17 protein-coding genes and 1 pseudogene are annotated in these 22,014 nt (G+C 69.2%); 8 read left to right on the top strand and 10 right to left on the bottom strand.

What is annotated here, in order from left to right:
* Positions 1-90 precede the first annotated feature (90 nt).
* The 5 genes and pseudogenes from AC1RQF_RS06495 (at position 91) to AC1RQF_RS06475 (ending at position 6,029) form a co-directional block, all read left to right on the top strand.
* The gene (locus AC1RQF_RS06495) at positions 91-1,044 is read left to right on the top strand and encodes an ABC transporter ATP-binding protein (RefSeq protein WP_273997726.1); all 954 of its coding nucleotides are present in this window, start codon (positions 91-93) and stop codon (positions 1,042-1,044) included.
* Positions 1,041-1,802: an ABC transporter permease gene (locus AC1RQF_RS06490; RefSeq protein ID WP_492871574.1), complete on the top strand. Its 762-nt coding sequence runs from the start codon at positions 1,041-1,043 to the stop codon at positions 1,800-1,802. Before AC1RQF_RS06495 ends, AC1RQF_RS06490 begins: the two co-directional genes overlap by 4 nt.
* A gap of 150 nt (positions 1,803-1,952) precedes the next feature.
* Positions 1,953-3,308, top strand: a pseudogene (locus AC1RQF_RS06485) (MFS transporter); the annotation flags it as partial.
* A 287-nt stretch (positions 3,309-3,595) separates the two neighbouring features.
* Positions 3,596-5,020 carry an MFS transporter gene (locus tag AC1RQF_RS06480; RefSeq protein ID WP_492871573.1) on the top strand — a complete coding sequence of 475 codons (1,425 nt, stop codon included), beginning with the start codon at positions 3,596-3,598 and terminating at the stop codon, positions 5,018-5,020.
* A gap of 346 nt (positions 5,021-5,366) precedes the next feature.
* Positions 5,367-6,029 carry a class I SAM-dependent methyltransferase gene (locus AC1RQF_RS06475; RefSeq protein ID WP_273997721.1) on the top strand — a complete coding sequence of 221 codons (663 nt, stop codon included), beginning with the start codon at positions 5,367-5,369 and terminating at the stop codon, positions 6,027-6,029.
* Positions 6,030-6,382: 353 nt separating this feature from the next.
* On the opposite strand, the gene AC1RQF_RS06470 is transcribed toward AC1RQF_RS06475, so the two are convergent.
* The 4 genes from AC1RQF_RS06470 to AC1RQF_RS06455 form a co-directional block, all read right to left on the bottom strand.
* On the bottom strand, positions 6,383-7,837 hold the full coding sequence (locus AC1RQF_RS06470; RefSeq protein WP_492871572.1) for an MFS transporter: 1,455 nt from the start codon (positions 7,835-7,837) through the stop codon (positions 6,383-6,385).
* A gap of 51 nt (positions 7,838-7,888) precedes the next feature.
* Positions 7,889-8,905, bottom strand: a complete 1,017-nt coding sequence (locus tag AC1RQF_RS06465; protein ID WP_492871571.1) for a cyclase family protein — start codon at positions 8,903-8,905, stop codon at positions 7,889-7,891.
* Between the two features lie 90 nt (positions 8,906-8,995).
* Positions 8,996-10,276: a CaiB/BaiF CoA transferase family protein gene (locus AC1RQF_RS06460; protein ID WP_273997718.1), complete on the bottom strand. Its 1,281-nt coding sequence runs from the start codon at positions 10,274-10,276 to the stop codon at positions 8,996-8,998.
* 48 nt (positions 10,277-10,324) lie between these two features.
* Positions 10,325-11,071 carry an IclR family transcriptional regulator gene (locus AC1RQF_RS06455; RefSeq protein ID WP_273997717.1) on the bottom strand — a complete coding sequence of 249 codons (747 nt, stop codon included), beginning with the start codon at positions 11,069-11,071 and terminating at the stop codon, positions 10,325-10,327.
* Between the two features lie 232 nt (positions 11,072-11,303).
* Between AC1RQF_RS06455 and AC1RQF_RS06450 the strand changes: the two genes are divergently transcribed.
* The 3 genes from AC1RQF_RS06450 to AC1RQF_RS06440 all read left to right on the top strand — a co-directional run bounded on the left by AC1RQF_RS06450 (position 11,304) and on the right by AC1RQF_RS06440 (position 14,913).
* Entirely contained in the window at positions 11,304-12,209 is a 906-nt protein-coding gene (locus AC1RQF_RS06450) for an HpcH/HpaI aldolase/citrate lyase family protein (protein ID WP_273997715.1), read from the top strand.
* Positions 12,210-12,343: 134 nt separating this feature from the next.
* Positions 12,344-13,420 carry a porin gene (locus AC1RQF_RS06445; RefSeq protein ID WP_273997714.1) on the top strand — a complete coding sequence of 359 codons (1,077 nt, stop codon included), beginning with the start codon at positions 12,344-12,346 and terminating at the stop codon, positions 13,418-13,420.
* 29 nt (positions 13,421-13,449) lie between these two features.
* Complete coding sequence (locus tag AC1RQF_RS06440) at positions 13,450-14,913, top strand: MmgE/PrpD family protein (RefSeq protein WP_492871570.1); 1,464 nt, start codon at positions 13,450-13,452, stop codon at positions 14,911-14,913.
* A 10-nt stretch (positions 14,914-14,923) separates the two neighbouring features.
* Here AC1RQF_RS06440 and AC1RQF_RS06435 read toward each other — a convergent pair whose 3' ends face one another.
* The 6 genes from AC1RQF_RS06435 to AC1RQF_RS06410 all read right to left on the bottom strand — a co-directional run bounded on the left by AC1RQF_RS06435 (position 14,924) and on the right by AC1RQF_RS06410 (position 22,003).
* Complete coding sequence (locus AC1RQF_RS06435) at positions 14,924-15,859, bottom strand: LysR family transcriptional regulator (protein ID WP_273997712.1); 936 nt, start codon at positions 15,857-15,859, stop codon at positions 14,924-14,926.
* A 252-nt stretch (positions 15,860-16,111) separates the two neighbouring features.
* A complete protein-coding gene (locus tag AC1RQF_RS06430; protein ID WP_492871568.1) occupies positions 16,112-17,131 on the bottom strand; it encodes a cyclase family protein in 1,020 nt (339 codons plus the stop codon).
* Positions 17,128-18,636: an MmgE/PrpD family protein gene (locus tag AC1RQF_RS06425; protein ID WP_492871567.1), complete on the bottom strand. Its 1,509-nt coding sequence runs from the start codon at positions 18,634-18,636 to the stop codon at positions 17,128-17,130. The genes AC1RQF_RS06430 and AC1RQF_RS06425 overlap by 4 nt, the downstream gene beginning before the upstream one ends.
* The gene (locus AC1RQF_RS06420; protein ID WP_273997708.1) at positions 18,633-19,505 is read right to left on the bottom strand and encodes an HpcH/HpaI aldolase/citrate lyase family protein; all 873 of its coding nucleotides are present in this window, start codon (positions 19,503-19,505) and stop codon (positions 18,633-18,635) included. The genes AC1RQF_RS06425 and AC1RQF_RS06420 overlap by 4 nt, the downstream gene beginning before the upstream one ends.
* Positions 19,502-20,740 (bottom strand): CaiB/BaiF CoA transferase family protein, encoded by a 1,239-nt coding sequence (locus AC1RQF_RS06415; protein WP_273997707.1) that lies wholly within the window; start codon positions 20,738-20,740, stop codon positions 19,502-19,504. The genes AC1RQF_RS06420 and AC1RQF_RS06415 overlap by 4 nt, the downstream gene beginning before the upstream one ends.
* A 99-nt stretch (positions 20,741-20,839) precedes the next feature.
* The gene (locus AC1RQF_RS06410) at positions 20,840-22,003 is read right to left on the bottom strand and encodes a zinc-binding alcohol dehydrogenase family protein (protein ID WP_492871566.1); all 1,164 of its coding nucleotides are present in this window, start codon (positions 22,001-22,003) and stop codon (positions 20,840-20,842) included.
* Positions 22,004-22,014 lie beyond the last annotated feature (11 nt).

Here is a 22,014-nt window from a genome sequence, read left to right as displayed (position 1 = left end):
AAGCTTATGACCGCTGCGCCTAACGTTGCAGACGCCCGTCCGTGCGCGGACGCCCCGAGCCCCACCGCGCCGTCGCCGACGCCCAAGTCCATGCAGACGATCCTCTCCGTTTCGAATCTCTCGAAGACCTACGCGACCGGCCAGCGCTCGCTGAACCAGGTCAACCTCGCGATCCGCGCGGGCGAGATCTTCGCGCTGCTCGGGCCGAACGGCGCGGGCAAGACCACGCTGATCAGCGCGATCTGTGGCATCGTCACGCCGACCGAGGGCAGCGTGACGGTCGCCGGCCACGACATCGTGCACAATTACCGCGCGGCGCGCGCGCAGATCGGCCTCGTGCCGCAGGAACTCACGACCGACACCTTCGAGACGGTGCGCGCGACCGTCAGCTACAGCCGCGGCCTGTTCGGCAAGCCGGCCAACCCCGCCCTCATCGAGAAGATCCTCAAGGACCTGTCGCTGTGGGACAAGCGCGACGCGAAGATGCTCACGCTGTCGGGCGGCATGAAGCGCCGCGTGATGATCGCCAAGGCCTTGTCGCACGAGCCGCGCATCCTGTTCCTCGACGAGCCGACGGCCGGCGTCGACGTCGAGCTGCGGCGCGACATGTGGCGGCTCGTCAGCGAGCTGCGCGCGAGCGGCGTGACGATCGTGCTGACGACGCACTACATCGACGAAGCCGAGGAGATGGCCGACCGGATCGGCATCATCAACGCGGGCGAGATCATGCTGGTCGAGGAAAAGGCCGACCTGATGCGCACGCTCGGCAAGAAGCAGCTGACGCTGCAGCTCGACGCGCCGCTCGCGCGCGTGCCCGACGCGCTCGACGCCTACCGCCTCGAACTCACGCACGACGGCGCGGAGCTGGTGTACACCTACGACACGCAGCAGGAATCGACCCGCATCGTCGCGCTGCTGAACGCGCTCGGCGCGGCCGGCATCGGCTTTCGCGACCTGCGCACCACGCAGAGCTCGCTGGAGGACATCTTCGTCAACCTGGTCGGCGCGCGCCGCGACCGCGCATCCGGGGAGCAAGCCCGATGAATTTCCATGCGCTCCGCGCGATCTATCGCGCCGAAATGGGCCGCACCCGCCGCACGCTGATGCAGAGCGTGATCGCCCCCGTGATCTCCACGGCGCTGTACTTCGTCGTGTTCGGCTCCGCGATCGGCTCGCGCATCAGCGACGTCAACGGCATCGGCTACGGCTCGTTCATCGTGCCCGGCCTGATCATGCTGTCGCTGCTGTCGCAGAGCATCGCGAACGCCTCGTTCGCGATCTACTTCCCGCGCTTCATCGGCACGATCTACGAGCTGCTGTCCGCGCCGGTGTCGTACTGGGAGATCGTCATCGCCTATGTCGGCGCGTCCGCGACCAAATCGCTCGTGCTCGGCCTGATCATCCTCGCGACCGCGACGCTGTTCGTGCCGCTGCAGATCCTGCATCCGTTCTGGATGGTGCTGTTCCTCGTGCTCACCTCGGTCACGTTCAGCCTGTTCGGCTTCGTGATCGGGATCTGGGCCGACAGCTTCGAGAAGCTCCAGGTGGTGCCGCTCCTGATCATCACGCCGCTCACCTTTCTCGGCGGCAGCTTCTACTCGGTCGACATGCTGCCGCCCGCGTGGCGCGTGGTCGCGCTGTTCAACCCGATCGTCTATCTGATCTCCGGGTTCCGCTGGTCGTTCTACGGGCTCGCCGACGTGCATGTCGGGCTGAGCCTCGCCGCGACCCTGCTGTTCCTCGCGATCCTGCTCGGGGTGACCGCGTGGATCTTCCGCACCGGGTATCGCCTCAAGCACTGACGCCGGACGGGCGGGCGCGCCGCCGGCGCGCCCGTTCGAGCCCGACATCGGGTTCGCTCCCTATCGACACACGCAGTCTGCCGCGTATCATGATTTGATCGGCCCAGCCGCATCACACCGCCCCAGGCCGCCCTCGCACCAGAGGTCGCCATGCCCACCGCTACCGCCGCTTCTCCCCCCAACGCCGCCGCCCGGCTCGAACGCCTGCCGTTCTCCGGCTATCACCGGCTGATTTTCTTCATCATCGCCGTCGCGTTCTTCTTCGATTCGGTCGATCTCGGCATGATGACCTTCCTGCTCGGCTCGATCCGCCATGAATTCGGACTGTCGACCGCGATGGCGGGCCTCGTCGCGAGCGCGAGCTTCTTCGGCATGGGGCTCGGCGCGGCGGTGGCCGGCCTGCTCGCCGACCGCTTCGGCCGCCGTCCGGTGTTCCAGTGGAGCATGGTGCTGTGGGGCCTCGCGTCCTGGCTGTGCTCGACCGCGCAGAGCGTCGATGCGCTCCTCGTCTACCGCGTGCTGCTCGGCATCGGCATGGGCATGGAATTCCCGATCGCGCAGACGCTGCTGTCCGAGTTCGTGTCCGTCGCGTGGCGCGGCCGGGCGACCGCGCTGCTGAACGGCTGCTGGCCGCTCGGCTTCATCACGGCCGGCCTCATCGCCTACTTCGTGCTGCCGAGCTTCGGCTGGCGCGCCGTGTTCGCGCTGCTCGCGGTGCCCGCCGTGTTCGTGCTCGTGGTGCGCCGGCTCGTGCCCGAGTCGCCGCGCTGGCTCGAACACCACGGCCGGCTCGCGGATGCCGCGCGCGTGCTCGCGCAGATCGAGGCGAGGGTGATGCGCTCGACCGGCGCGACCCATCTGCCGGAACCGGCGCAGTACGTCAGCGCACCCGCCGCGCCGCATCCACGCGGCGCGTTCCGCGAGATCTGGAGCAGCGGCTACCGGCGTCACACGACGATGGTCTGGCTGCTGTGGTTCTTCTCGCTGCTCGGCTTCTACGGTCTCACCTCATGGCTCGGCGCGCTGCTCCAGCACGCGGGCTTCGCGCTCACGCAATCGGTGTACTACACGATGCTGATCTCGCTCGGCGGCGTGCCGGGATTTCTGTGCGCGGCCTGGCTCGTCGAGCACTGGGGGCGCAAGCCGACCTGCATCGCCTCGCTCGCGGGCAGCGCGGTGATGGCCTTCGCCTATGGCCAGACCGCGCTGCATGGCGCAAGCGTCGCGCTGCTGATCGGCACCGGCCTCGCCATGCAATTCTTCCTGTTCGGGATGTGCGCGGTGTTGTACGCCTACACGCCGGAGCTGTACGGCACCGGCGCGCGCGCCACCGGCTCGGGCTTCGCGTCGGCGGTCGGCCGGATCGGGTCGCTGATCGGGCCGGCCGTCGTCGGGATCGTGCTGCCGGTGTTCGGCCAGGGCGGCGTGTTCACGCTCGGGGCGCTGTCGTTCGCGGTGGCGGCGGGCGCGGTGTGGCTGCTCGGCATCGAGACCAAGGGGCTCGCGTTCTAGGCGCGGACGTCGCAACACCCGGGCGCGCCGCACCGCTTGCCCTGCCCGCCGCGAACCGGGCGCACAGCATGCGCAACGCGTCACGCCCGCTCCGGCGTTCAGATGAATGCCTTGCGAGTGATCGCCCCAGCACCGACGCCGGGCAGGCCCGCCGCCGATGGCGCGCCCGTTCCACCCCGACGCCGGTTTCCTTCTATGGCGGCGATTAATGGTCGCATCTACTGACCGGACCGGCCCCGCGGCGTCCCGCCGCCCGGGCCGCTTCCGCGCCAGAGGTCGACATGCCCGCCGCTCCCGTTTCCGCCCCCGCCAGCGCCGCCGCCCGGCTCGAACGCCTGCCGTTCTCCGGCTATCACCGGCTGATCTTCATCATCATCGCCGTCGCGTTCTTCTTCGACTCGGTCGATCTCGGCATGATGACCTTCCTGCTCGGCTCGATCCGCCATGAATTCGGGCTGTCGACCGCGATGGCGGGCCTCGTCGCGAGTGCGAGCTTCTTCGGCATGGTGCTCGGCGCGGCGGTGGCCGGCCTGCTCGCCGACCGCTTCGGCCGCCGCCCGGTGTTCCAGTGGAGCATGGTGCTGTGGGGCCTCGCGTCCTGGCTGTGCTCGACCGCGCAAAGCGTCGACGCGCTGATCCTCTATCGCGTGCTGCTCGGCGTCGGCATGGGCATGGAATTCCCGATCGCGCAGACGCTGCTGTCCGAGTTCGTGCCCGCCGCGCGGCGCGGCCGGCTGATCGCGCTGATGGACGGCTTCTGGCCGCTCGGTTTCATCACGGCCGGCCTCATCGCCTACTTCGTGCTGCCGAGCTTCGGCTGGCGCACCGTGTTCGCGCTGCTCGCGGTGCCCGCCGTGTTCGTGCTCGTGGTGCGCCGGCTCGTACCCGAGTCGCCGCGCTGGCTCGAACACCGCGGCCGGCTCGCGGACGCCGCGCGCGTACTCGCGCAGATCGAGGCGAAGGTGATGCGCTCGACCGGCGCCGCGCAGTTGCCGGAACCCGCACGGCATGCCGTCGCGCCGGCGGCGCCCCATGCGCGCGGCGCGTTCCGCGAGATCTGGAGCGCCGGCTACCGGCGTCGCACGACGATGGTCTGGCTGCTGTGGTTCTTCGCGCTGCTCGGCTTCTACGGTCTCACTTCATGGCTCGGCGCGCTGCTCCAGCAGGCCGGCTTCGCGGTCACGCAATCGGTGTACTACACGATGCTGATCTCGCTCGGCGGCGTGCCGGGCTTTCTGTGCGCGGCGTGGCTCGTCGAGCGCTGGGGGCGCAAGCCGACCTGCATCGCCTCGCTCGCGGGCGGCGCGGTGATGGCCTTCGCCTATGGCCAGACCGCGCTGCATGGCGCGAGCGTCGCGCTGCTGATCGGCACCGGCCTCGCCATGCAGTTCTTCCTGTTCGGCATGTGGGCGGTGCTGTACACCTACACGCCGGAGCTCTACGGCACCGGCGCGCGCGCCACCGGCTCGGGCTTCGCGTCGGCGATCGGCCGGGTCGGGTCGCTGATCGGGCCGTCCGTCGTCGGGGTCGTGCTGCCGGTGTTCGGCCAGGGCGGCGTGTTCACGCTCGGGGCGCTGTCGTTCGCGGCGGCGGCGGGCGCGGTGTGGCTGCTCGGCATCGAGACCAGGGGGCTCGCGCTGGAGGAACTCGCGTCGCACGACGACGAGGCGCGCCGCGCGCCCGTCGCCCTGCCCGTCGCGGACTGAGCGCGCCACGGGGGCGGCCGCGCAGCGCGTCTCACGCGGCCTCGCCCTGGAATTCCTCGATGAGTTCAAACTCTTTGACAAGTCCCCCCCCTTCGGGGATGTACTATCAGTGCGCGGATACGTGGGACGAGCGTCCAACCCGTTGAGCGGCGGAGCACCTGAATTGTCCCCTGCGTCGATCCGCGTCTCGGCGAATGGTCGTCCCGATGCATCGGGACGCGACCCGGGCAGCCGCCCATCTGCCATCGCGCGAGGCCATATTGGGGTCTCGAAGAATGGCTGAATCGCGCAGAACCATCCAGACTCGCCGCACACGACGGATTGCCCTTTCAGCATGGGAACAGCAATGACCAATCGTCAGGAATTCTTCGAATCAGTCTATAGGAACAACCTCTGGGGAAGCGACGAGAGCCGCTCCGGTCAAGGCTCGGCCTTGTGGTACACGAAGCGCTTGATCGAAGCGCTGCCGTCCGCCCTGCGCCAGTTGGGCGTGTCGCGCCTGCTCGACGTGCCGTGCGGCGACTTCAACTGGATGAAGGAGGTCGACCTGACAGGCGTCGACTACATCGGCGGCGACATCGTCCCCGCGTTGGTCGCATCCAATACGGCTGCGTACGGATCGCCTTCGCGGCGCTTCATGTCGCTGGACCTCGTGAGCGACGCCCTGCCCGCGGCGGACCTGATCTTCATCCGCGATTGTTTCATCCATTTCTCGAACGATCTTGTTTTCCAGTCATTGGAAAACATCGCCAAGAGCGACATCAAATACATGTGCGTCAGTTCGATATCGCCGACATTTCACCCCGATGTGACCAATTTCGATCTGGATCGCACTCAGGCCGGCGTCAATTTCGAATTTCGTCCGATCCAGTTCCGATCGGCCCCGTTCTCATTTCCGCCACCGGTGCTGGAACTGGCGGACGGGATAGAAGGGACGACGGATTGGCACGCTTCGATGACGATATGGGAAGTGGAAACGTTGAGGCAGGTGCTGAAATCGCGTGCCTGAGCCGCGGGCCCCGTATTGCGGGGCCTGACCACTGACGAACCCCATGTTTTCCAGAGCGTGGGGGTTCGTTTTTCTGGCAAGCGGTCGAACGGTGGAGCGATGCAGGCAGGTGTCGCGGGTGACGTGTCGGGTATGGCGTGCCCGACTCGATGCGACGCGATGCACCCGTTCGCGCCCTCAGATGTGCTGATTGCCTGCCGCCTTCGTTCTCGCCAGAACCTCGGCGCGCCTGAGCGCAGCGTAGACGGCCATCGCGCGTCCGCAACATGCAGACGCGCCTCACCTCGATCAGCGAGCCCGTGTCACGCGCAAGCCCGGGGCGGGCCTTGCGCATCCCGGGCTCCCTTCTCCGGCTAGGAACGCCCCGCGTTCACGCGAGCGCCCCGTACCGCATCATGCGCATCGCGCATCGCATCGGCTCCCGCCTCCCCCGGCAGTTCATCCAGCGCCCGATGATTGGTGCGCGGGCCGAACACCCCGATCGACAGCACCACGACCAGCATGCTGCCGCCGATCAGCACGAACACCGCCGGCACGCCCGCGCGCTCCAGCAAGAGCGCGACGAGGAAACTGCTCGCGATGCCCGTGAGCCGCCCGATCGAATGAACGAAGCCGAGCGCGCGCGAGCGGATCTCGGTCGGGAACACCTCGGCCTGATACGCGGTGCCGTTGCTCGCGAGCACGGTATTGCACAGCGTGACCAGCACGCCGAACGCGATCACGAAGGCCGCCTGCGCGGACAACGCGAACGCGGTGCCGAACAGCGCGACGCCCGCCGCCGACGCCACGATCAGCCACTTGCGCTCGATCCGGTCGGCCAGCAGACCCGCGATGAACGGCGACACCGGATACGCGAACGCGATCACGAACGCATACCAGAGGCTCTTCGTGATCGTCGCGCCCTGCGCGGCGAGCAGCGTCGGCAGCCACTGGCTGAAGCCGAAGAAGCCGATGCTGAGGAACGCGTTGAACGCGATCAGCATCAGTGTGCGGCCGCGATGATGGCGATCCCACATCGACACGCGTCGCACGCCCGCCGCCGCGCTCGATTCCATCGCGACGGGCGCGGGCAGCGGCCGGCCGGTTTCCCGCTCGACCGCGCGTTCGAGCGCGCCCAGCACATCCTCGGCCTCGGCTCCGCGGCCGACCCGTGCGAGCCAGCGCGGCGATTCGGGCAGGCGCGACTGCAGCCACCACACCACCACCGCGCCGCTGCCGCCGAGCAGCACGACCCAGCGCCAGCCGGACACCCCGAGCGGCGCGCGCGGCACCCACAGCCACGACACGAACGCGAGCACCGGCATCGCCAGATAGCCGATCGCGAAACACAGCGCGAACGCGCGGCCGCGCACGGCCTTCGGCACCAGCTCGGTCAGGAACGCGCCGATCGTGATCAGTTCCGCGCCAATTCCGCAGCCGGCGACGAAGCGGCACAGCAGGATGCCGAGCGCGCTCGACTGCACGCACATCGCGAGGCTCGCGGCCGTGTACAGCAGCAGCGCGCCCGTGAACAGCGCGCGCCGCCCGAAGCGATCGGCGAGGCGGGACACGAACATCTCGCCGACGAACAATCCGGCAAAGGTGGCCGCGCCGAGCGCGCCCTGGTCCGACATGCCGAGCACGCCGTGCGCGCCCGCGTGGAAGATGCCGTCGCGGATCAGGCCGGGCGGCAGATAGGTCATCTGGAACAGGTCGTAGACCTCGAAGAAGCCGCCGACGCTCAGGAACAGGACGAGCTTCCAGATGCTGGCGGTCGCCGGCAGGCGGTCGATCCGCGCGGCGATGGATGACGGATGGAACGATGACATGTGCTTTCCTCGGATGGCTGCCGGGCCGCGCGGCCCGGCGGGATGCGCCGCTCAGACGGTCGCGACCGGGTTGACGGGCGACCCCACCAGCCCGCGGATATGCAGCGGCGGCGCGGTCAGCAGGAACCGGTTGCGCCCCTTCCCCCGCAACCACGTCGCCAGCGGCGTCAGGTGCCACAGCTCCCCAAGGTGAATCCCAAGCTTGAACAGGCACAGCTCGTGCAACGGCATCGCCGCCCCGCGCTCCGCCTTCGCTCCCGCCCCCTTCGGACGCTCCTCCACCGCGTGATTGTCCGCCGCCAGCACCGACAGCCCGCTCTCGTCCACCCACCTCAACAGCCTCTCGTCCGCGCTGTCCAGCACGCAGCACTGCGACAGCGTGTCTCCTTCTCCCATCTCGTCCTTCAACAACAACTCCGCGAAGCCCGTGTGGATGCACACCATGTCACCGCGCTCCACCCGCACTCCATCCACGTCCATCACACGCATCAGCTGCTCGTAGCCCACCTTCGTCCGGCCCAGCCCGAAGTGATGCCGCAGGTCGATCAACACCCCGCGACCCTGCACGCCCGTCGCCGCCATCACCTCGATCCCCAGCGCCTCCGCGCCGCCGCGCACCGCGCCCTGTTCCGGCACCCGCACGTGTTCGCCCAACCGGTAGCCGTTGTAGAACACCGCTTCCGCCTCCCCGTCTCCATCCGCGTCGAACAGCCCGCCCACGTGCGACAGCGCATCCCACTGCGTCGAGAATTGCGAGTGCATGCAGAACACGTCGTCGCACACCACGTCCGTCGCGTTCGCGATCTGCTCTTCCGCCCTATAACCGAAGTACGGCCGCTCGTTCAGCAGCGCCGGCATGATCGCCGGCGGCTTCCTGCGCGCGTTCAACCCGCCCCCGCGCGGCACGTCCAGCGGCAGGCTCAACGAGAACGTCAAACCCTCCCGCACTTCCGCCGCCCCCTCGCGCACCTTCTCCGGCGTCAGCCAGTTCAAGCGCCCCTTCTGATCGTCCGGACCGAATTCCCCCCAGTTCGAACCCGGCGGCCGGTGTGTCCAGCGTGCTCCCATCGTGTCCCCTCCAATTGGTTTCGTTCGCATGACCGCGCGCGCGGCCGTCCATCGCGGCCGCGTCGCGCGGGTACGTCGACGCGCCGCCCGCTACGCCGCGCGAATCACCTTCTGCTCGACGAGCCGCGCATATTCGTCCTCGCCGAGCAGCGGCAGCAGGATCTCGCGGTTGTGCTCGCCCAGGCCCGGCGCGGGACGCCGGAAGGTGCCGGGCGTCTCCGACAGGCGCGGCGCGATGTTGTGCATCGGCAGGCTGCCCACCTCGTCGTCGGGCAACTCGACCAGCGCCTCGCGCTCGATCACATAGTGATCCTGAACGATCTGGGCAATATCCTGGATCGGGCCGACCGTCACGCCCGACTCCTCGAAAAACGCGAGGTTCTCGGCAAGGTCGCGCGCGGCGATGAATTCGCCGACGATCGCATCGAGCGCGTCCGCATGCTGCACGCGCTGCACGTTGGTCGCGTAGCGCGGATCGTCGATCAGATCGGCGCGGCCGATCGCGCGGAACAGGCGTTCCGCCATCGCCTGCGTCGAACTCGACAGGCACAGCCACTTGTCGTCGCGGGTGCGGTAGGCATTGCGCGGCGCGGTGTTCGACGAACGGCTGCCGGTGCGCGCCTTGATCTTGCCCGTCATCACGTAGTTCGCCGCCGCCGGCCCGAGGATCGACAGCAGCGGCTCGAACAGCGACACGTCGATCACCTGCCCGGCCGCGTGCTGCGCGTCGCGCGCGTGCAGCGCGACCAGCACCGCGATCGCGCCGGACAGCCCCGCCGTCATGTCGCCGAGGAACATCGGCGGCAGCACCGGCTCGCGATCCGCGAAGCCGTTGATCGCCGCAAACCCCGCATAGCCTTCCGCCAGCGTGCCGAACCCCGGCTTGTGACGGTAGGGCCCTGTCTGCCCCCAGCCGGAGATCCGCGCGATCACGAGCGACGGCTGCACCGCGAACAGATCGTCCGGACCGAGGCCCATCTGCTCCGCGACGCCGGGCTTGAAGCTCTCGATGAACACGTCGGCGTCGCGCGCCAGGCGACGCACGATCTCGCGCCCCTCGGGCGTGCGCAGGTCGACGCACACGCTGCGCTTGTTGCGCCCGTAAACCTTCCAGTTGGTGCTGATGCCGCCCGCGCCGACCGCGCGCAGCGTATCGCCGCGCTCGCTCTCGACCTTCACCACGTCCGCGCCGAAGTCCGCGAGCTGCACACTCAGCATGTTGCCCGCCATCAACCGCGACAAGTCCACCACGCGCACGCCGGCGAGCGGCCCCTGCGCGTCCGGGTCGAAGCGCTTCGGGTGAATCGGACCGGCAGGCGCGCGACGGCGCCCGCCTGCCGCCTGCGCGGCTTGCGTCTCTGGAACGAACATCGATGTCTCCTGGTTGTGAGTGTGGGTAAGGTCCGCCGCCCGGCGCCGCTACTCGTGCAGCGCGCCGAGCGCGTCGGCGGCGGCGCTGCCCGCGCCCGCGGGCAGGTCGCCGCCGAGCACGTGCGTCAGTTCCTGCGCGGCCGCCTGCACGAGCGGCAGGTATTCCGCCAGCACCTTCTTGTTGAAGCGAAACAGCGGCACGCCCAGCGAGATCGCACCGCTCAACAGCCGGCCGACGCCGAACGCCGGGCACGCGACCGCCGCGCTCTCCGGGTCGCGCTCGCCCTGCGACACGGCGTAACCCAGCTCGACCGTCTTGTCGTGATCGCCGCCGCGCGCGCCGGAGAACGCGAGCAGCACGCGCCCCGCCGCGCCGGCCTCCAGCGGAAAGCGGTCGCCCTCGCGCAGATGCGTGCGCACCGCGCGCTGCGCCTGGAAGCGGAACAGGCAGACCCGCTGGTCGCCCTCGCGCACGTAGTACGCGGCCGTCTCGCCCGTCTGCGCCGACAGGCGCGAGAGGATCGGCGCGACATGCTCGCGCAGCTGGAACGACTCGCGGTACATCATGCCCAGCTGGAACACGGCGGGCCCGAGCACGTAGCGCCCGTCCGGCAGGCGCTTGATGAAACGGAACTGTTCGAGCGACTCGAACATCCGCAGCAGCGTGCTCATGTTCAGGCCGGTCGCCTCGCTGACCTGCGCGAGCATCAGCCCGTTGGGCGCGTCGCCGAACGCGAGCAGCGCGGTCAGCGCACGGTTGACGGCGGCCACGCCGCCTTCTGGCTCTTTACTCATGTCCACCTCTTCCGGGGCCGGACGACGCCGCCGAGACCTCGCCCAGAGCCTCTTAAAAATAAAAGTCACTTTCATTATACGCAGAAGCTTTGAATCGGCAACCTTGACCGCACCCGGACAAGCCCGGCCAACTTCGCGCATCTCCCCGCTAATTCTAGGCGTTAACCATAGCCTTGACGAATTGCCCCATCACCCACAAAAATAAAAGTGACTTTCATTTTTTGGAAACATGATGACTGTACCGACCCAACCCGTTTGGCGTTCGATGCTCTACGTGCCCGCCCACGTACCCCGTTTCGTCGACAAGGCCGCGGGCAGCGCGGCCGATGCGCTGATCCTCGACCTCGAGGACAGCGTCCCGCCCGCGCAGAAGGAAGCGGCGCGCGCGACCCTCGCGGCGAGCGTGCCGCTGTTCGCCGCCGCCGGCCACGACGTGCTGGTGCGCGTGAACGATCCGCTCGACCTGCTGGTGCCGGACCTGCGCGCGGCGGTCGCGGCCGGCGCGCACGGGGTGGTGCTGCCCAAGGTGCGCGGCGCGTCGCATCTCGAAGCGATCGACGCGTTGCTCGATTCGCTCGAAGACGCGGCCGGCGCGTCGCCGGGCGCGACCCGGGTCATCGCGATCATCGAGACCCCGCGCGCCTTTCAGGCGATGGAGCGCATCGCGCGCGCGTCGCCGCGCGTCGCCGCGATGATGCTGGGCGGCGGCGACTTCGCGCTGAACTGCGAGAGCGCCGCCAGCGCCGACGTGCTGCGCGTGCCGAAGCAGCTGCTGGTGATCGCCGCGCGCGCGGCCGGGGTCCAGCCGCTCGGCCTGCTCGGCGGGCTCGACGAGCTGCGCGACCTCGATGCGTTCGAGCGCATCGCGCGCGCCTCCGCCGAACTCGGCTACGCGGGCGCGACCTGCATCCACCCGCTCCAGGTCGACGCGCTCAACCGCGCGTTCCGGCCGGACGAGGCCGCCGTGCGCGACGCGCGCGCGCTGCTCGCCGCCTACGAGGACGCGCGCGCCGACGGCCGCGGCGCCTTGCGCATCGACGGCAAGATGGTCGATGCGCCCGGCGTCGCCCGCGCGCGCCGCATCCTCGCGCGCGACGCGGCGGTGCGCGCGCGCCTCGACACGCGCGACGCCCGATGAATCCTTGCCGCCCCGCGCCGCGCGCGCGTCGCCGCCTGTTTGCCCTGCGCCCCGGATGACGCGGCGGGCGGCGCGCCTCCCCAAGCGCCGCCCGCCCCGCGCGACACACAACAAAACCAAACCGGAGACAAACAATGGGCAAGCGGATGTCCGCGCTCTGCGGGCTGGGCTTCGTCTCGGCCGGCGCGTGCGCGCAGGCCAACCTGACGCTGTACGGCGTCGCCGACGTCTACACCGAATTCCTGACCGGCCAGGCCGGCCCGGGCGGCAGCGCCGCCACGCTGGTGCGCATGGCGTCGGGCGGCAAGAGCGGCTCGCGCTGGGGGCTGAAGGGCGTCGAGGATCTCGGCGGCGGCTGGCAGGCTGCGTTCCGACTCGAAAGCAGCATCAACATGAACAACGGCACGGGCGTCGGCGCGGGCGGCTTCGACCGCGGCGCGTGGGTCGCGCTGCAACACCCGCAGTGGGGCGCGCTGCGGCTCGGCCGCCAGTACACGACGCTGTTCGACATCATGGAGCGCTACTCGCCGACGGGCGCGTATTCGACGATCTACGAACCGGACGGCGCGATCGTGGGCTTGAACTACCGCGAGAACAATGTCGCCAAGTACCTGGCCAAGCTCGGCGCGCTGACGGTCGAGGCGCACTATGCGTTCAGCAACACGGCGGGCGCGTTCCAGTCCGGCGCGGCCTACGGCGCGGGCTTCGATTACTCGGGTGGCCCGTTCTCGGCCGCCGCCGCGTTCGACGACGTCCACACCCCGCAGCCGGGCGGCTTCGCGCACTTCCGGCGCTACGCGGCGTCGGCGATCGTCTATCTCGATCGCGCGCAGCTGATCGGCGGCGTGGCGCACGGGCAGAGCAACATCAACACCGCGTCGGTCGTGACGAACTTCACGCTCTGGTGGGCCGGCGTGCGCTACAGCGTGTCCGACGTGCTGCAGGTGATCGGCGCGGCCTACTACGAACACATCGACAAGCAGAATCCAGGCAGCACCGGCGCGAGCGCGCAGCCGAGCAACCCGCAGCAGGTCACGCTGCAGCTCAACTACTTCCTGTCGAAGACCGTCACGCTGTATCTCGCGGGCGGCTATGCGCATCGTGCGGCGCTCGACTTCGACAACTACAACTACAACTTCCTGCATTACACGCTCGCCGCCGACCGCACCGGCAGCGCGGGCGTCGCGCTCGGCCTGCGCAAGCTGTTCTGACCATCCCCGGACAACCTGGAGCCCTCCCCATGAACCGCCGACACTTCCTCGCCGCGCTCTCCGGCAGCGCCGCCCTGCTGCCGCTCGCGCACGCCCTCGCCGCCGACGCCCCGCCCGACGCCGCGGCCGGCCCGGATCTCGCGCAGCAGCTCGCCGACTACGCGGCCGGCCTGCAGTACGCGGATCTCGACGCCGCGACCGTCGAAACCATCAAGGCGCACCTGATCGACGCGCTCGGCTGCGCGATCGCCGCCTACGACGAAGGCCCGGTGCGGATCGCGCGCGACGCCGCGCTCGCCTCGGCGGGCGGCACCGCGACCGTGCTCGGCACGAACCGCCGCACGAGCCCCGACCTCGCCGCCTTCGCGACCGGCACGGCGCTGCGCTACTTCGACTTCAACGACGCCTACGCCGGCAAGGAAACCGGCCACCCGAGCGACAACGTGGCCGCCTGCCTCGCGGTCGCGGAAGCGCAGCGCGCGAGCGGCCGCGACCTGATCCTGTCGATCGCGATCGCCTACGAGATCGCCTGCCGGCTGATGGACGCGGCCGCGATCAGCCCGCGCGGCTGGGACCACACCTGCTACAGCCTGCCCGCGGTCGCGCTCGCGGCCGGCAAGCTGATGCGCCTGCCGACGCCGCAGCTGGTGCAGGCGGTCAACCTGTCGATCAACAGCCATCTCGCGCTGAACCAGACCCGCGTGCAGCAGTTGTCGAACTGGAAGGCGCTCGCCGATGCCGACGCGGCGCGCAACGCGGTGTTCTCGACCCAGCTCGCGCGCGCGGGCCTCACCGGCCCCGCCCCGATCTTCGAGGGGCTCGCGGGCTTCTTTCCGCAGGTGTCCGGGCCGTTCGCCGTCGATACGCGCGCATTCGGCGGGCGCGGCGGCGACTTCCGGATCGCGCGCTGTTTCGTCAAGTACTACCCGGCGCAGGGCCTCACCCAGACCGCGATCCCGGCCGCGCTCGACGTCGCCGCGCAGGTCGGCGACCTGCGGCGGATCCGCGCGATCGAGGTGCACACGACCGAGGTCGGCTACGTGACGGCCGGACGCGATCCCGAGAAATGGGCGCCCACCACGCACGAGACGGCCGACCACAGCCTGCCGTACATCGTCGCGCGCGCGATGCTCGACGGCGACATCACGACCGAAAGCTATTCGTCGGCCGCGCGCCGCGATCCGACGCTGCTCGCGCTGATCCGCACGATCACGGTGCACGCCGATCCGGCGCTGAGCGCGCGCTATCCCGCGCACGCGGGCAACCGGGTGACCGCGATCTGCGACGACGGCGCGCGCTGCACGAAGGAAGTGGAGGATTTGCCCGGCTCGCCGAGCCGGCCGATGCAGCGCGCCGACTACGAGGCGAAGTTCACGAAGAACTGCCGGCGTCACTGGCGCCCCGCGCAGATCCGCGCGGCGCTCGATTATCTGTGGCGGCTCGACGCGCAGCCCGACGTCTCGACGCTGCCGCCGCGGCTGGTGATCGCCTGAGCCACGCCGCTCAGGCGAGACACGCGACGTCGGGGACGCGCGCTTCGAGCGCTTCCGCGACCTCGGCGATGCAGTTGCGCAGCCACGCGTGGGCGTTGCTCGCGTCGTGCCGGCGGTGCCAGTACAGCGACCAGGTGACGGGCTCCATCGGCAGCGGCAGTTCGCGGATCACGAGGCGCGCGTCGCCGAGGCTCTGCGCGTGCCGCTCGGACATGATGACCGCGTAGGGCAGCGCGTCGAGCATGTTCGGCACGACGAGCCAGTGCGGCACGTTGAGCGCGATCCGCCGCGTGCAGCGCAGGTTCGCGAGCATCGTGTCGACCAGCCCGTGATCGACGGGATTGATCGACACGTTGAGGAAGTCGAGCGCGACGAAGCGCTCCAGCGTGAGCGGCCGGTCCGCCTCGGGATGGGCGCGGCTCACGACGCACACGAGCCGGTCCTGGAATACCGTCTGCGAGGCGAGCCCGCCCGAGTGCTCGAGGCCCGCGCTGATCGCGAGGTCGAGCCGGCCGGATTCGAGCGCCTCGGCGGTCTTCGCGGCGCTCAGGTGCATGATGTCCATGCCGATGCGCGGCGCGGTGTCGCGAATGCGCCGCAGCAGATTCGGCAATATCAACAATTCAATCAGATCCGACATTCGGACCGTGAAATGCCGCTCCGACGTAAAAGGGTTGAATTGATAATCCAATTCAAATAATTCCTCGATTTGTTTCATGACTTGCCGAATAGGCGTGACCAGGGCTTTGGCGCGCGGCGTGAGTTCCATGCCGACCGCGGTGCGCACCAGGATTTCGTCCTTGAAGACATAGCGCAGCCGCGCCAGCGCATTGCTCACGGCAGGCTGGGTCAGCCCCACCTTCTGGCCGGCCCGCGTGACCTGGCGCTCCGTCAGCAGCGCGTCGAGGATCACCAGCAAATTCAAGTCGATCGAACGTAGATTCATGATTGCGATCATCCACCAAACAGATTAGGTACCGATCCCATGTTCCGAATTTCGGAACAAGAAATACCTGATATTTAGTGCAACGCACAAGAATAGTCCAATCTTGACGAAAATAAATTATTGATATAGCTGTTTCGAATAAGACTTTTTATATGAATATTGTGTCCGCCGCACGTGAAGCCCGGCGAAATTCCTGTCCATTGGTCGACTAAAAACTTGCGGGCGGCCGACGCCGCCCGCGCGCCTGCTCGCTCAGACGGTCGCGACCGGGTTGACGGGCGACCCCACCAGCCCGCGGATATGCAGCGGCGGCGCGGTCAGCAGGAACCGGTTGCGCCCCTTCCCCCGCAACCACGTCGCCAGCGGCGTCAGGTGCCACAGCTCCCCAAGGTGGATCCCAAGCTTGAACAGGCACAGCTCGTGCAACGGCATCGCCGCCCCGCGCTCCGCCTTCGCTCCCGCCCCCTTCGGACGCTCCTCCACCGCGTGATTGTCCGCCGCCAGCACCGACAGCCCGCTCTCGTCCACCCACCTCAACAGCCTCTCGTCCGCGCTGTCCAGCACGCAGCACTGCGACAGCGTGTCTCCTCCTCCCGTCTCGTCCTTCAACAACAACTCCGCGAAGCCCGTGTGGATGCACACCATGTCACCGCGCTCCACCCGCACTCCATCCACGTCCATCACCCGCATCAGCTGCTCGTAGCCCACCTTCGTCCGGCCCAGCCCGAAGTGATGCCGCAGGTCGATCAACACCCCGCGACCCTGCACGCCCGTCGCCGCCATCACCTCGATCCCCAGCGCCTCCGCGCCGCCGCGCACCGCGCCCTGTTCCGGCACCCGCACGTGTTCGCCCAACCGGTAGCCGTTGTAGAACACCGCTTCCGCCTCTCCGTCTCCATCCGCGTCGAACAGCCCGCCCACGTGCGACAGCGCATCCCACTGCGTCGAGAATTGCGAGTGCATGCAGAACGCGTCGTCGCACACCACGTCCGTCGCGTTCGCGATCTGCTCTTCCGCCCTATAACCGAAGTACGGCCGCTCGTTCAGCAGCGCCGGCATGATCGCCGGCGGCTTCCTGCGCGCGTTCAACCCGCCCCCGCGCGGCACGTCCAGCGGCAGGCTCAACGAAAACGTCAAACCCTCCCGCACTTCCGCCGCACCCTCGCGCACCTTCTCCGGCGTCAGCCAGTTCAAGCGCCCCTTCTGATCGTCCGGACCGAATTCCCCCCAGTTCGAACCCGGCGGTCGATTTACCCAACGTCGTGCCGTCAAGATGCGTCTCCTCCCTGTGTCGTGTCCTGCCCGTCGTCCGCGCCGCTCGCCGCCAGTTCGGCGAGCGCGTCGAGCGGCGCATCGTCCACCAGTGCCCGCACCGCATCGCACAACGCAAGCGCGCGCGTCATGCCGAGTACGGAACTCGCGGCCAACGCGAATTTCGCGGTCAGCTCCTGTTCGGTGAGCGGGCGCGAATTCGTGCCCTTGCTCGATTCGATGCGCGCCTCGCGCACCTGCCCGTCGCGCAGCGTGACGCGCAGCACCGCCGGCAGGAAATCCGGAAAGCGCGTGTCGCACCACGGATCGGCGACGCAGCGCACCTTCGCGGCGAGCGCGCGGCGCGCCGGATCGCGCGCCAGCGCATCGTCGAAATCGTCGAACCACACCCCGAGCCCGCCGCCGCCCAGCAGCGCCGCCGCGACCGTATACGGTCCCGAGAACGCCGCGGCATAGCCGTTCGGCGGGTTCGCCTTCAACTCGGCCGGCTCGCCGATCGTGCGCAGCGTCGAGGCGGCCACCCGCAGCTCGGCTTCCACCACGTCGTCCGCCTGCACGCCCTCGGCCTTCAGCTGCAAGGCCGCGTCGATGGCCGGATGCGTGAAATGGTTGCACGGGTAAGGCTTGAAGATGATCCGGCGGGTTTCCCACGTCGTGCCGATATCGCGCAACACCGCGCTGACGTCCGCGAGGTCACCGCACCAGGCATGGAAAAAACCGAAGCGCCCTTCGAGCGCGGTCGGCGGCGCGGTGACGCCCGCGGCCGCCAGTTCGGCCGCGCTGACGCCCGCGTGCGCCGCCCAGCCGCAATGGATCCGCTTCACCGAGCCGCCGGTACGGTTCGCTTCGAGCAGCCCCGCCCCCATGCTCGCGGCGATGCCGATTGCCGCCGCGATCTGCCCGGCGTCGAGGTCGAACAGCATCGCGGCCGCGGCGGCCGCGCCGATCGTGCCGCAGATCGAGGTCGCGTGCTGGCCGCGCTCGAAGAACACCGAGTTGCCCAGCCGCTCGTTGTACGCGGCCACGCCGAGCCGGATGCAGATCTCGGTGCCGACCGTGAGCGCATCGAGAAACGCCGCGCCCGACGCGCCGCTCGCCTGCGCGGCGGCCAGCGCGGCCGGGATCACCGATGCGCTCGGATGCAGCACCGAGCGCATGTGCGAATCGTCGAAGTCCATCGCATGCGCGAGCGTGCCGTTGACGAGCGCGGCGCTCGCGGCCGGCAGCCGGTCGAACGCGCCGATCACGCTCGCGCGCCCCTGGCCCGCCCAGCGGCGCGCGACCTCCAGCACCGAGCGCGCGACCGGCTCGCGATGCGCGATCAGGCTGTTGCCGACCACGTCGAGCACGCGCGCGGCGGCCTCCTCGCGCAACTTGCGGTCGAGCCCCTCCGCGCGGACCGACGCGGCGAAGCGCCCGAGCGCGCCGACGATGCCGTCGGGCGGCAGCGCCGGGCCCGCCACCACGGCGCCCGAACCCGGCGCGAACGTTGCCGGCGCGCTCATGCGAGGGCCCCGCTCGCGCGCAGATTGTTCGCGAGCGCCAGCGTCACGCGCGCATTCGCGATCAGCGGCGGCGCGACCACCCGGCCGTCGGGCAGCACGAACACCGACGACGCGCTCTCCGCGCCGGCCGCCGCATCGACCGCTTCGAGCACGCGCTCGGCCGCGCGGATCTCGTCCCCGGACGGCGTCCAGACTTCATTGATGATCGGCAGCTGCGACGGATGGATCGCGAAGCGGCCGACGAAGCCCATCGACTTCGCGCGCTGCGTCGATTCGCGCAGGCTGTCGAGATCGGTCAACGTGTGATGGACCGTCTGGATCGGCCCGTTGAGCCCCGCGGCGCGCGACGCGATCACGCACCGCGCGCGGCAGACCTCCAGCGTGAAATTGTCGACGCCGACCTGCAAGTCCGCGCGCAGGTCGCTCTCGCCGAGCCCGATCCGTTCGAGGCGCGGCGACGCCGTCGCCAGCGAATAGGCCGTCTCGACGCCATAGGCCGACTCGATCAGGATCTGGATCCCCGCCTCGCAGTCGAGCTGGTCGAGCCAGCCGGCCACGGCGCGGATCTGCTCCGGCCGATCGCATTTCGGCAGCCGCAAGGCGCGCAGCGCGGGCAGCGCGATCGCCTCGACGTCGTCGCGGCACCACGGGCTCGAGGCCGGGTTGATGCGCACGTAGGTCGGCTTCGACGGCCCGGCCGCGAGCACCTCGGCCGCGGCCTTGCGCGCCTCGGCCTTGTGGCTCGCGGGCACGGCGTCCTCCAGGTCGAGCACGATCGCGTCGGCCTCGCTCGCATACGCCTTGTCCACCACCTGCGCCTTGTGCGCGGGCACATACAGGTAACTGCGGTACGTCGCACTGCTCTTCATAGCACTCCCCGTTCAGTCAACGCGGCAATCTCGGGCCGCTCCAGTCCCAATGCGCCGAACACCTCGTCGTTGTGCGCGCCGCGCCGCGGCCCGCCCCAGCGGATCGCGCCGGGCGTGTCCGACAGGCGGAACGGCACGTTGTGGGTGCGAAAGGCGCCCAGCTCCGCGTCCGGCACCGACACCACCGAGCCGAGCGCCGCATATTGCGGATCGCGCAGCACGTCGGTGACGTCATAGATCGGCGCGACCGCCGCTTCCGCGCGCTCGAATTCGTCCAGCACCTCGTCGCGGGTGCGCCGCGCGATCCAGCCGCCGACCGCTTCGTCGAGCTCGTCCGCGTGCCGGGCGCGTTCCGCGCCGTTCACGAACCACGGTTCGTCGATCAGATCCGCGCGCCCCACGAGCCGCATCACGCGCTCGGCGATGCTCTGCGCGGACGTCGACAGCGCCACCCACTTGCCGTCCGCGGTGCGATAGACGCCGCGCGGCGAATTGTTCGCCGAGCGATTGCCGGTGCGCACCGGCACCTGGCCCGTCTGGTCGTAGCTCGTGACCTGCGCGCCCATCGCCGCGAGCATGGTCTCGATGATCGCGAGATCGACCACCTGGCCGCGCCCGGTGCGTTCGCGCGCCTTCAGCGCCGTCATGATCGCGAACGCGGCCGTCAGCCCCGCCACCGTGTCGGCGAGCGGAAACGACGGCAGCAGGGGCGGGCCGTCCTGTTCGCCCGTCAGCGCGGCCAGACCGCTCATGGCTTCCGCGAGCGTGCCGAAGCCGGGCCGGCTCGAATATGGGCCGAACTGGCCGAAGCCCGTCACGCGCACCAGCACGAGGCGCGGATTGACCGCCGACAGCGCGTCGTAGCCGAGCCCCCAGCGCTCGAGCGTGCCGGGCCGAAAATTCTCGACGACGACGTCCGCCTGCGCCGCCAGCTCGCGGAACAGGCGCTGGCCCTCGGCGTCGCTCAGGTTCAGCGTGACCGCGCGCTTGTTGCGCGCGAGCACTTTCCACCACAGCGGCACGTCGTCGCGCCGCGCGCCGTACTTGCGCGCCGGATCACCCGTCGGATGCTCGACCTTGATCACGTCCGCGCCATAGTCGGCCAGCATCGTCGCGGCGAGCGGCCCCGCGAACAGCGTCGCGGCGTCGATCACGCGGATGCCGTCGAGCGGCCCGGAGCGCGCACGCTCCGCGGCCGGCGCGGCGGCGATATCTTCGGTTTCCACCGTGGCCATCGCATTTCTCCCTTCAATTGAATCGATTCGCGCGTCGCGTCACTATTTCGCATCACTGAATGATTGGATGCGGATTCGACGCGGCGCGCGAGCCGGTGATCAGACCTCGTTGATCCGATAGATCGGGAAGTACGTCTGGATCTTCCCGTTCAGGTAGTCGGACGCCAGCTTCGGCACCTCGTCGAAATCGAAGATCTCGGTCGGCTCCTGCCCGATCCAGCCGGTCGATTCCTGGAAATCGCGGATCGTGATGCTGTCGTCATAGCGCCAGGCGTGCGTGTGGATGTGCAGACGGCGGTTGATGCACTCGGTCGCGCGCAGGTTCCACAGCCGCATCCCGGTCTTCCAGCCGACCGTCGCGACGATCCCGGTGCGGCCGATCACGCGCATCGTCGCGCGGTACAGCGCGCCGCCCAGGTTGTCGAGGAAGATCGCGACGCCGCGTCCGCCGCTCAGTTCGTTGATCGTGTCCGCGAACACCTTTTCCGACTCGCGATAGTTCGCCTGGTATTCCGGATCCGTGCGATAGCGCTCGTCGTCAAAGCTCAGATGCGGGAATTTGCGGCGATCGACCGCCGTGATGCCGAGCTTCGTCAGCTCATCGAGACGCTTGTCGTTGCTCGCCGTCATCGCGACGCGGAAGCCTTCGCGCTTGGCGAGTTGCAGCTCCGCGAGCGTGGTGCCGCCGCCCCAGCCGAACACCAGGTAGTCGGCCGGATCGACGTCGGGCAGCTGCGAGCGCCAGCATGCCGACGCGACCTTCCAGTTGTCCCAGGCGGTGAAGTAGCGGCCGTAGGTCGCCCATTGCAGCAGCGAGTGGCGGCTGTCGGACGGCACCGGCACGAGATTGTCGGCGCGCATCTTGGTGCGACGCGCCATCACGCCGATCGTGCCCGGCGCATCGTAGGCGTAGACCAGTTCCGCGAAGCCGTTCTCATCGCGCTTGCCGAACGGCATCACCATGCAGATCTCGCCTTCCTGGAGCGAATGCACCGCGCCGCCGCGTTCGAGCACGCGCACCAGCGCGCCGTTGCCGAGCACGATCTTGTCCTCGCGGCGCTGCCGGCAAATATCGACCGGATTGCGCGACAGCGCGTGATCGAGGTTCGCCTCCCACGAGCCGTACAGCGGCTCGACCAGCACCTCGTCGGCGGCCAGCTCGTCGAAGCGGAACGTCTCGCGTTGCAGTTCGCCTGCCACGGGCGCGGCCTTGCGGCCCGTCTCCGGTCCCGCGTACAGGACCCATGCATCTGTCGAAATCATTGTCATCCCTC

It is taken from the genome of Burkholderia sp. GW821-FHT14F03 (assembly GCF_058803765.1).
This window is presented reverse-complemented; position numbering and strand designations above follow the sequence as displayed.

Coding starts and splice junctions, on each gene's coding strand:
- AC1RQF_RS06490 (WP_492871574.1), top strand. CDS start 1,041: ATGAATTTCCATGCGCTCCGCGCGATCTATCGCGCCGAAATGGGCCGC.
- AC1RQF_RS06445 (WP_273997714.1), top strand. CDS start 12,344: ATGGGCAAGCGGATGTCCGCGCTCTGCGGGCTGGGCTTCGTCTCGGCC.
- AC1RQF_RS06420 (WP_273997708.1), bottom strand. CDS start 19,505: ATGAAGAGCAGTGCGACGTACCGCAGTTACCTGTATGTGCCCGCGCAC.
- AC1RQF_RS06415 (WP_273997707.1), bottom strand. CDS start 20,740: ATGGCCACGGTGGAAACCGAAGATATCGCCGCCGCGCCGGCCGCGGAG.
- AC1RQF_RS06470 (WP_492871572.1), bottom strand. CDS start 7,837: ATGTCATCGTTCCATCCGTCATCCATCGCCGCGCGGATCGACCGCCTG.
- AC1RQF_RS06465 (WP_492871571.1), bottom strand. CDS start 8,905: ATGGGAGCACGCTGGACACACCGGCCGCCGGGTTCGAACTGGGGGGAA.
- AC1RQF_RS06440 (WP_492871570.1), top strand. CDS start 13,450: ATGAACCGCCGACACTTCCTCGCCGCGCTCTCCGGCAGCGCCGCCCTG.
- AC1RQF_RS06450 (WP_273997715.1), top strand. CDS start 11,304: ATGACTGTACCGACCCAACCCGTTTGGCGTTCGATGCTCTACGTGCCC.
- AC1RQF_RS06475 (WP_273997721.1), top strand. CDS start 5,367: ATGACCAATCGTCAGGAATTCTTCGAATCAGTCTATAGGAACAACCTC.
- AC1RQF_RS06455 (WP_273997717.1), bottom strand. CDS start 11,071: ATGAGTAAAGAGCCAGAAGGCGGCGTGGCCGCCGTCAACCGTGCGCTG.
- AC1RQF_RS06460 (WP_273997718.1), bottom strand. CDS start 10,276: ATGTTCGTTCCAGAGACGCAAGCCGCGCAGGCGGCAGGCGGGCGCCGT.
- AC1RQF_RS06425 (WP_492871567.1), bottom strand. CDS start 18,636: ATGAGCGCGCCGGCAACGTTCGCGCCGGGTTCGGGCGCCGTGGTGGCG.
- AC1RQF_RS06435 (WP_273997712.1), bottom strand. CDS start 15,859: ATGAATCTACGTTCGATCGACTTGAATTTGCTGGTGATCCTCGACGCG.
- AC1RQF_RS06410 (WP_492871566.1), bottom strand. CDS start 22,003: ATGATTTCGACAGATGCATGGGTCCTGTACGCGGGACCGGAGACGGGC.
- AC1RQF_RS06480 (WP_492871573.1), top strand. CDS start 3,596: ATGCCCGCCGCTCCCGTTTCCGCCCCCGCCAGCGCCGCCGCCCGGCTC.
- AC1RQF_RS06495 (WP_273997726.1), top strand. CDS start 91: ATGCAGACGATCCTCTCCGTTTCGAATCTCTCGAAGACCTACGCGACC.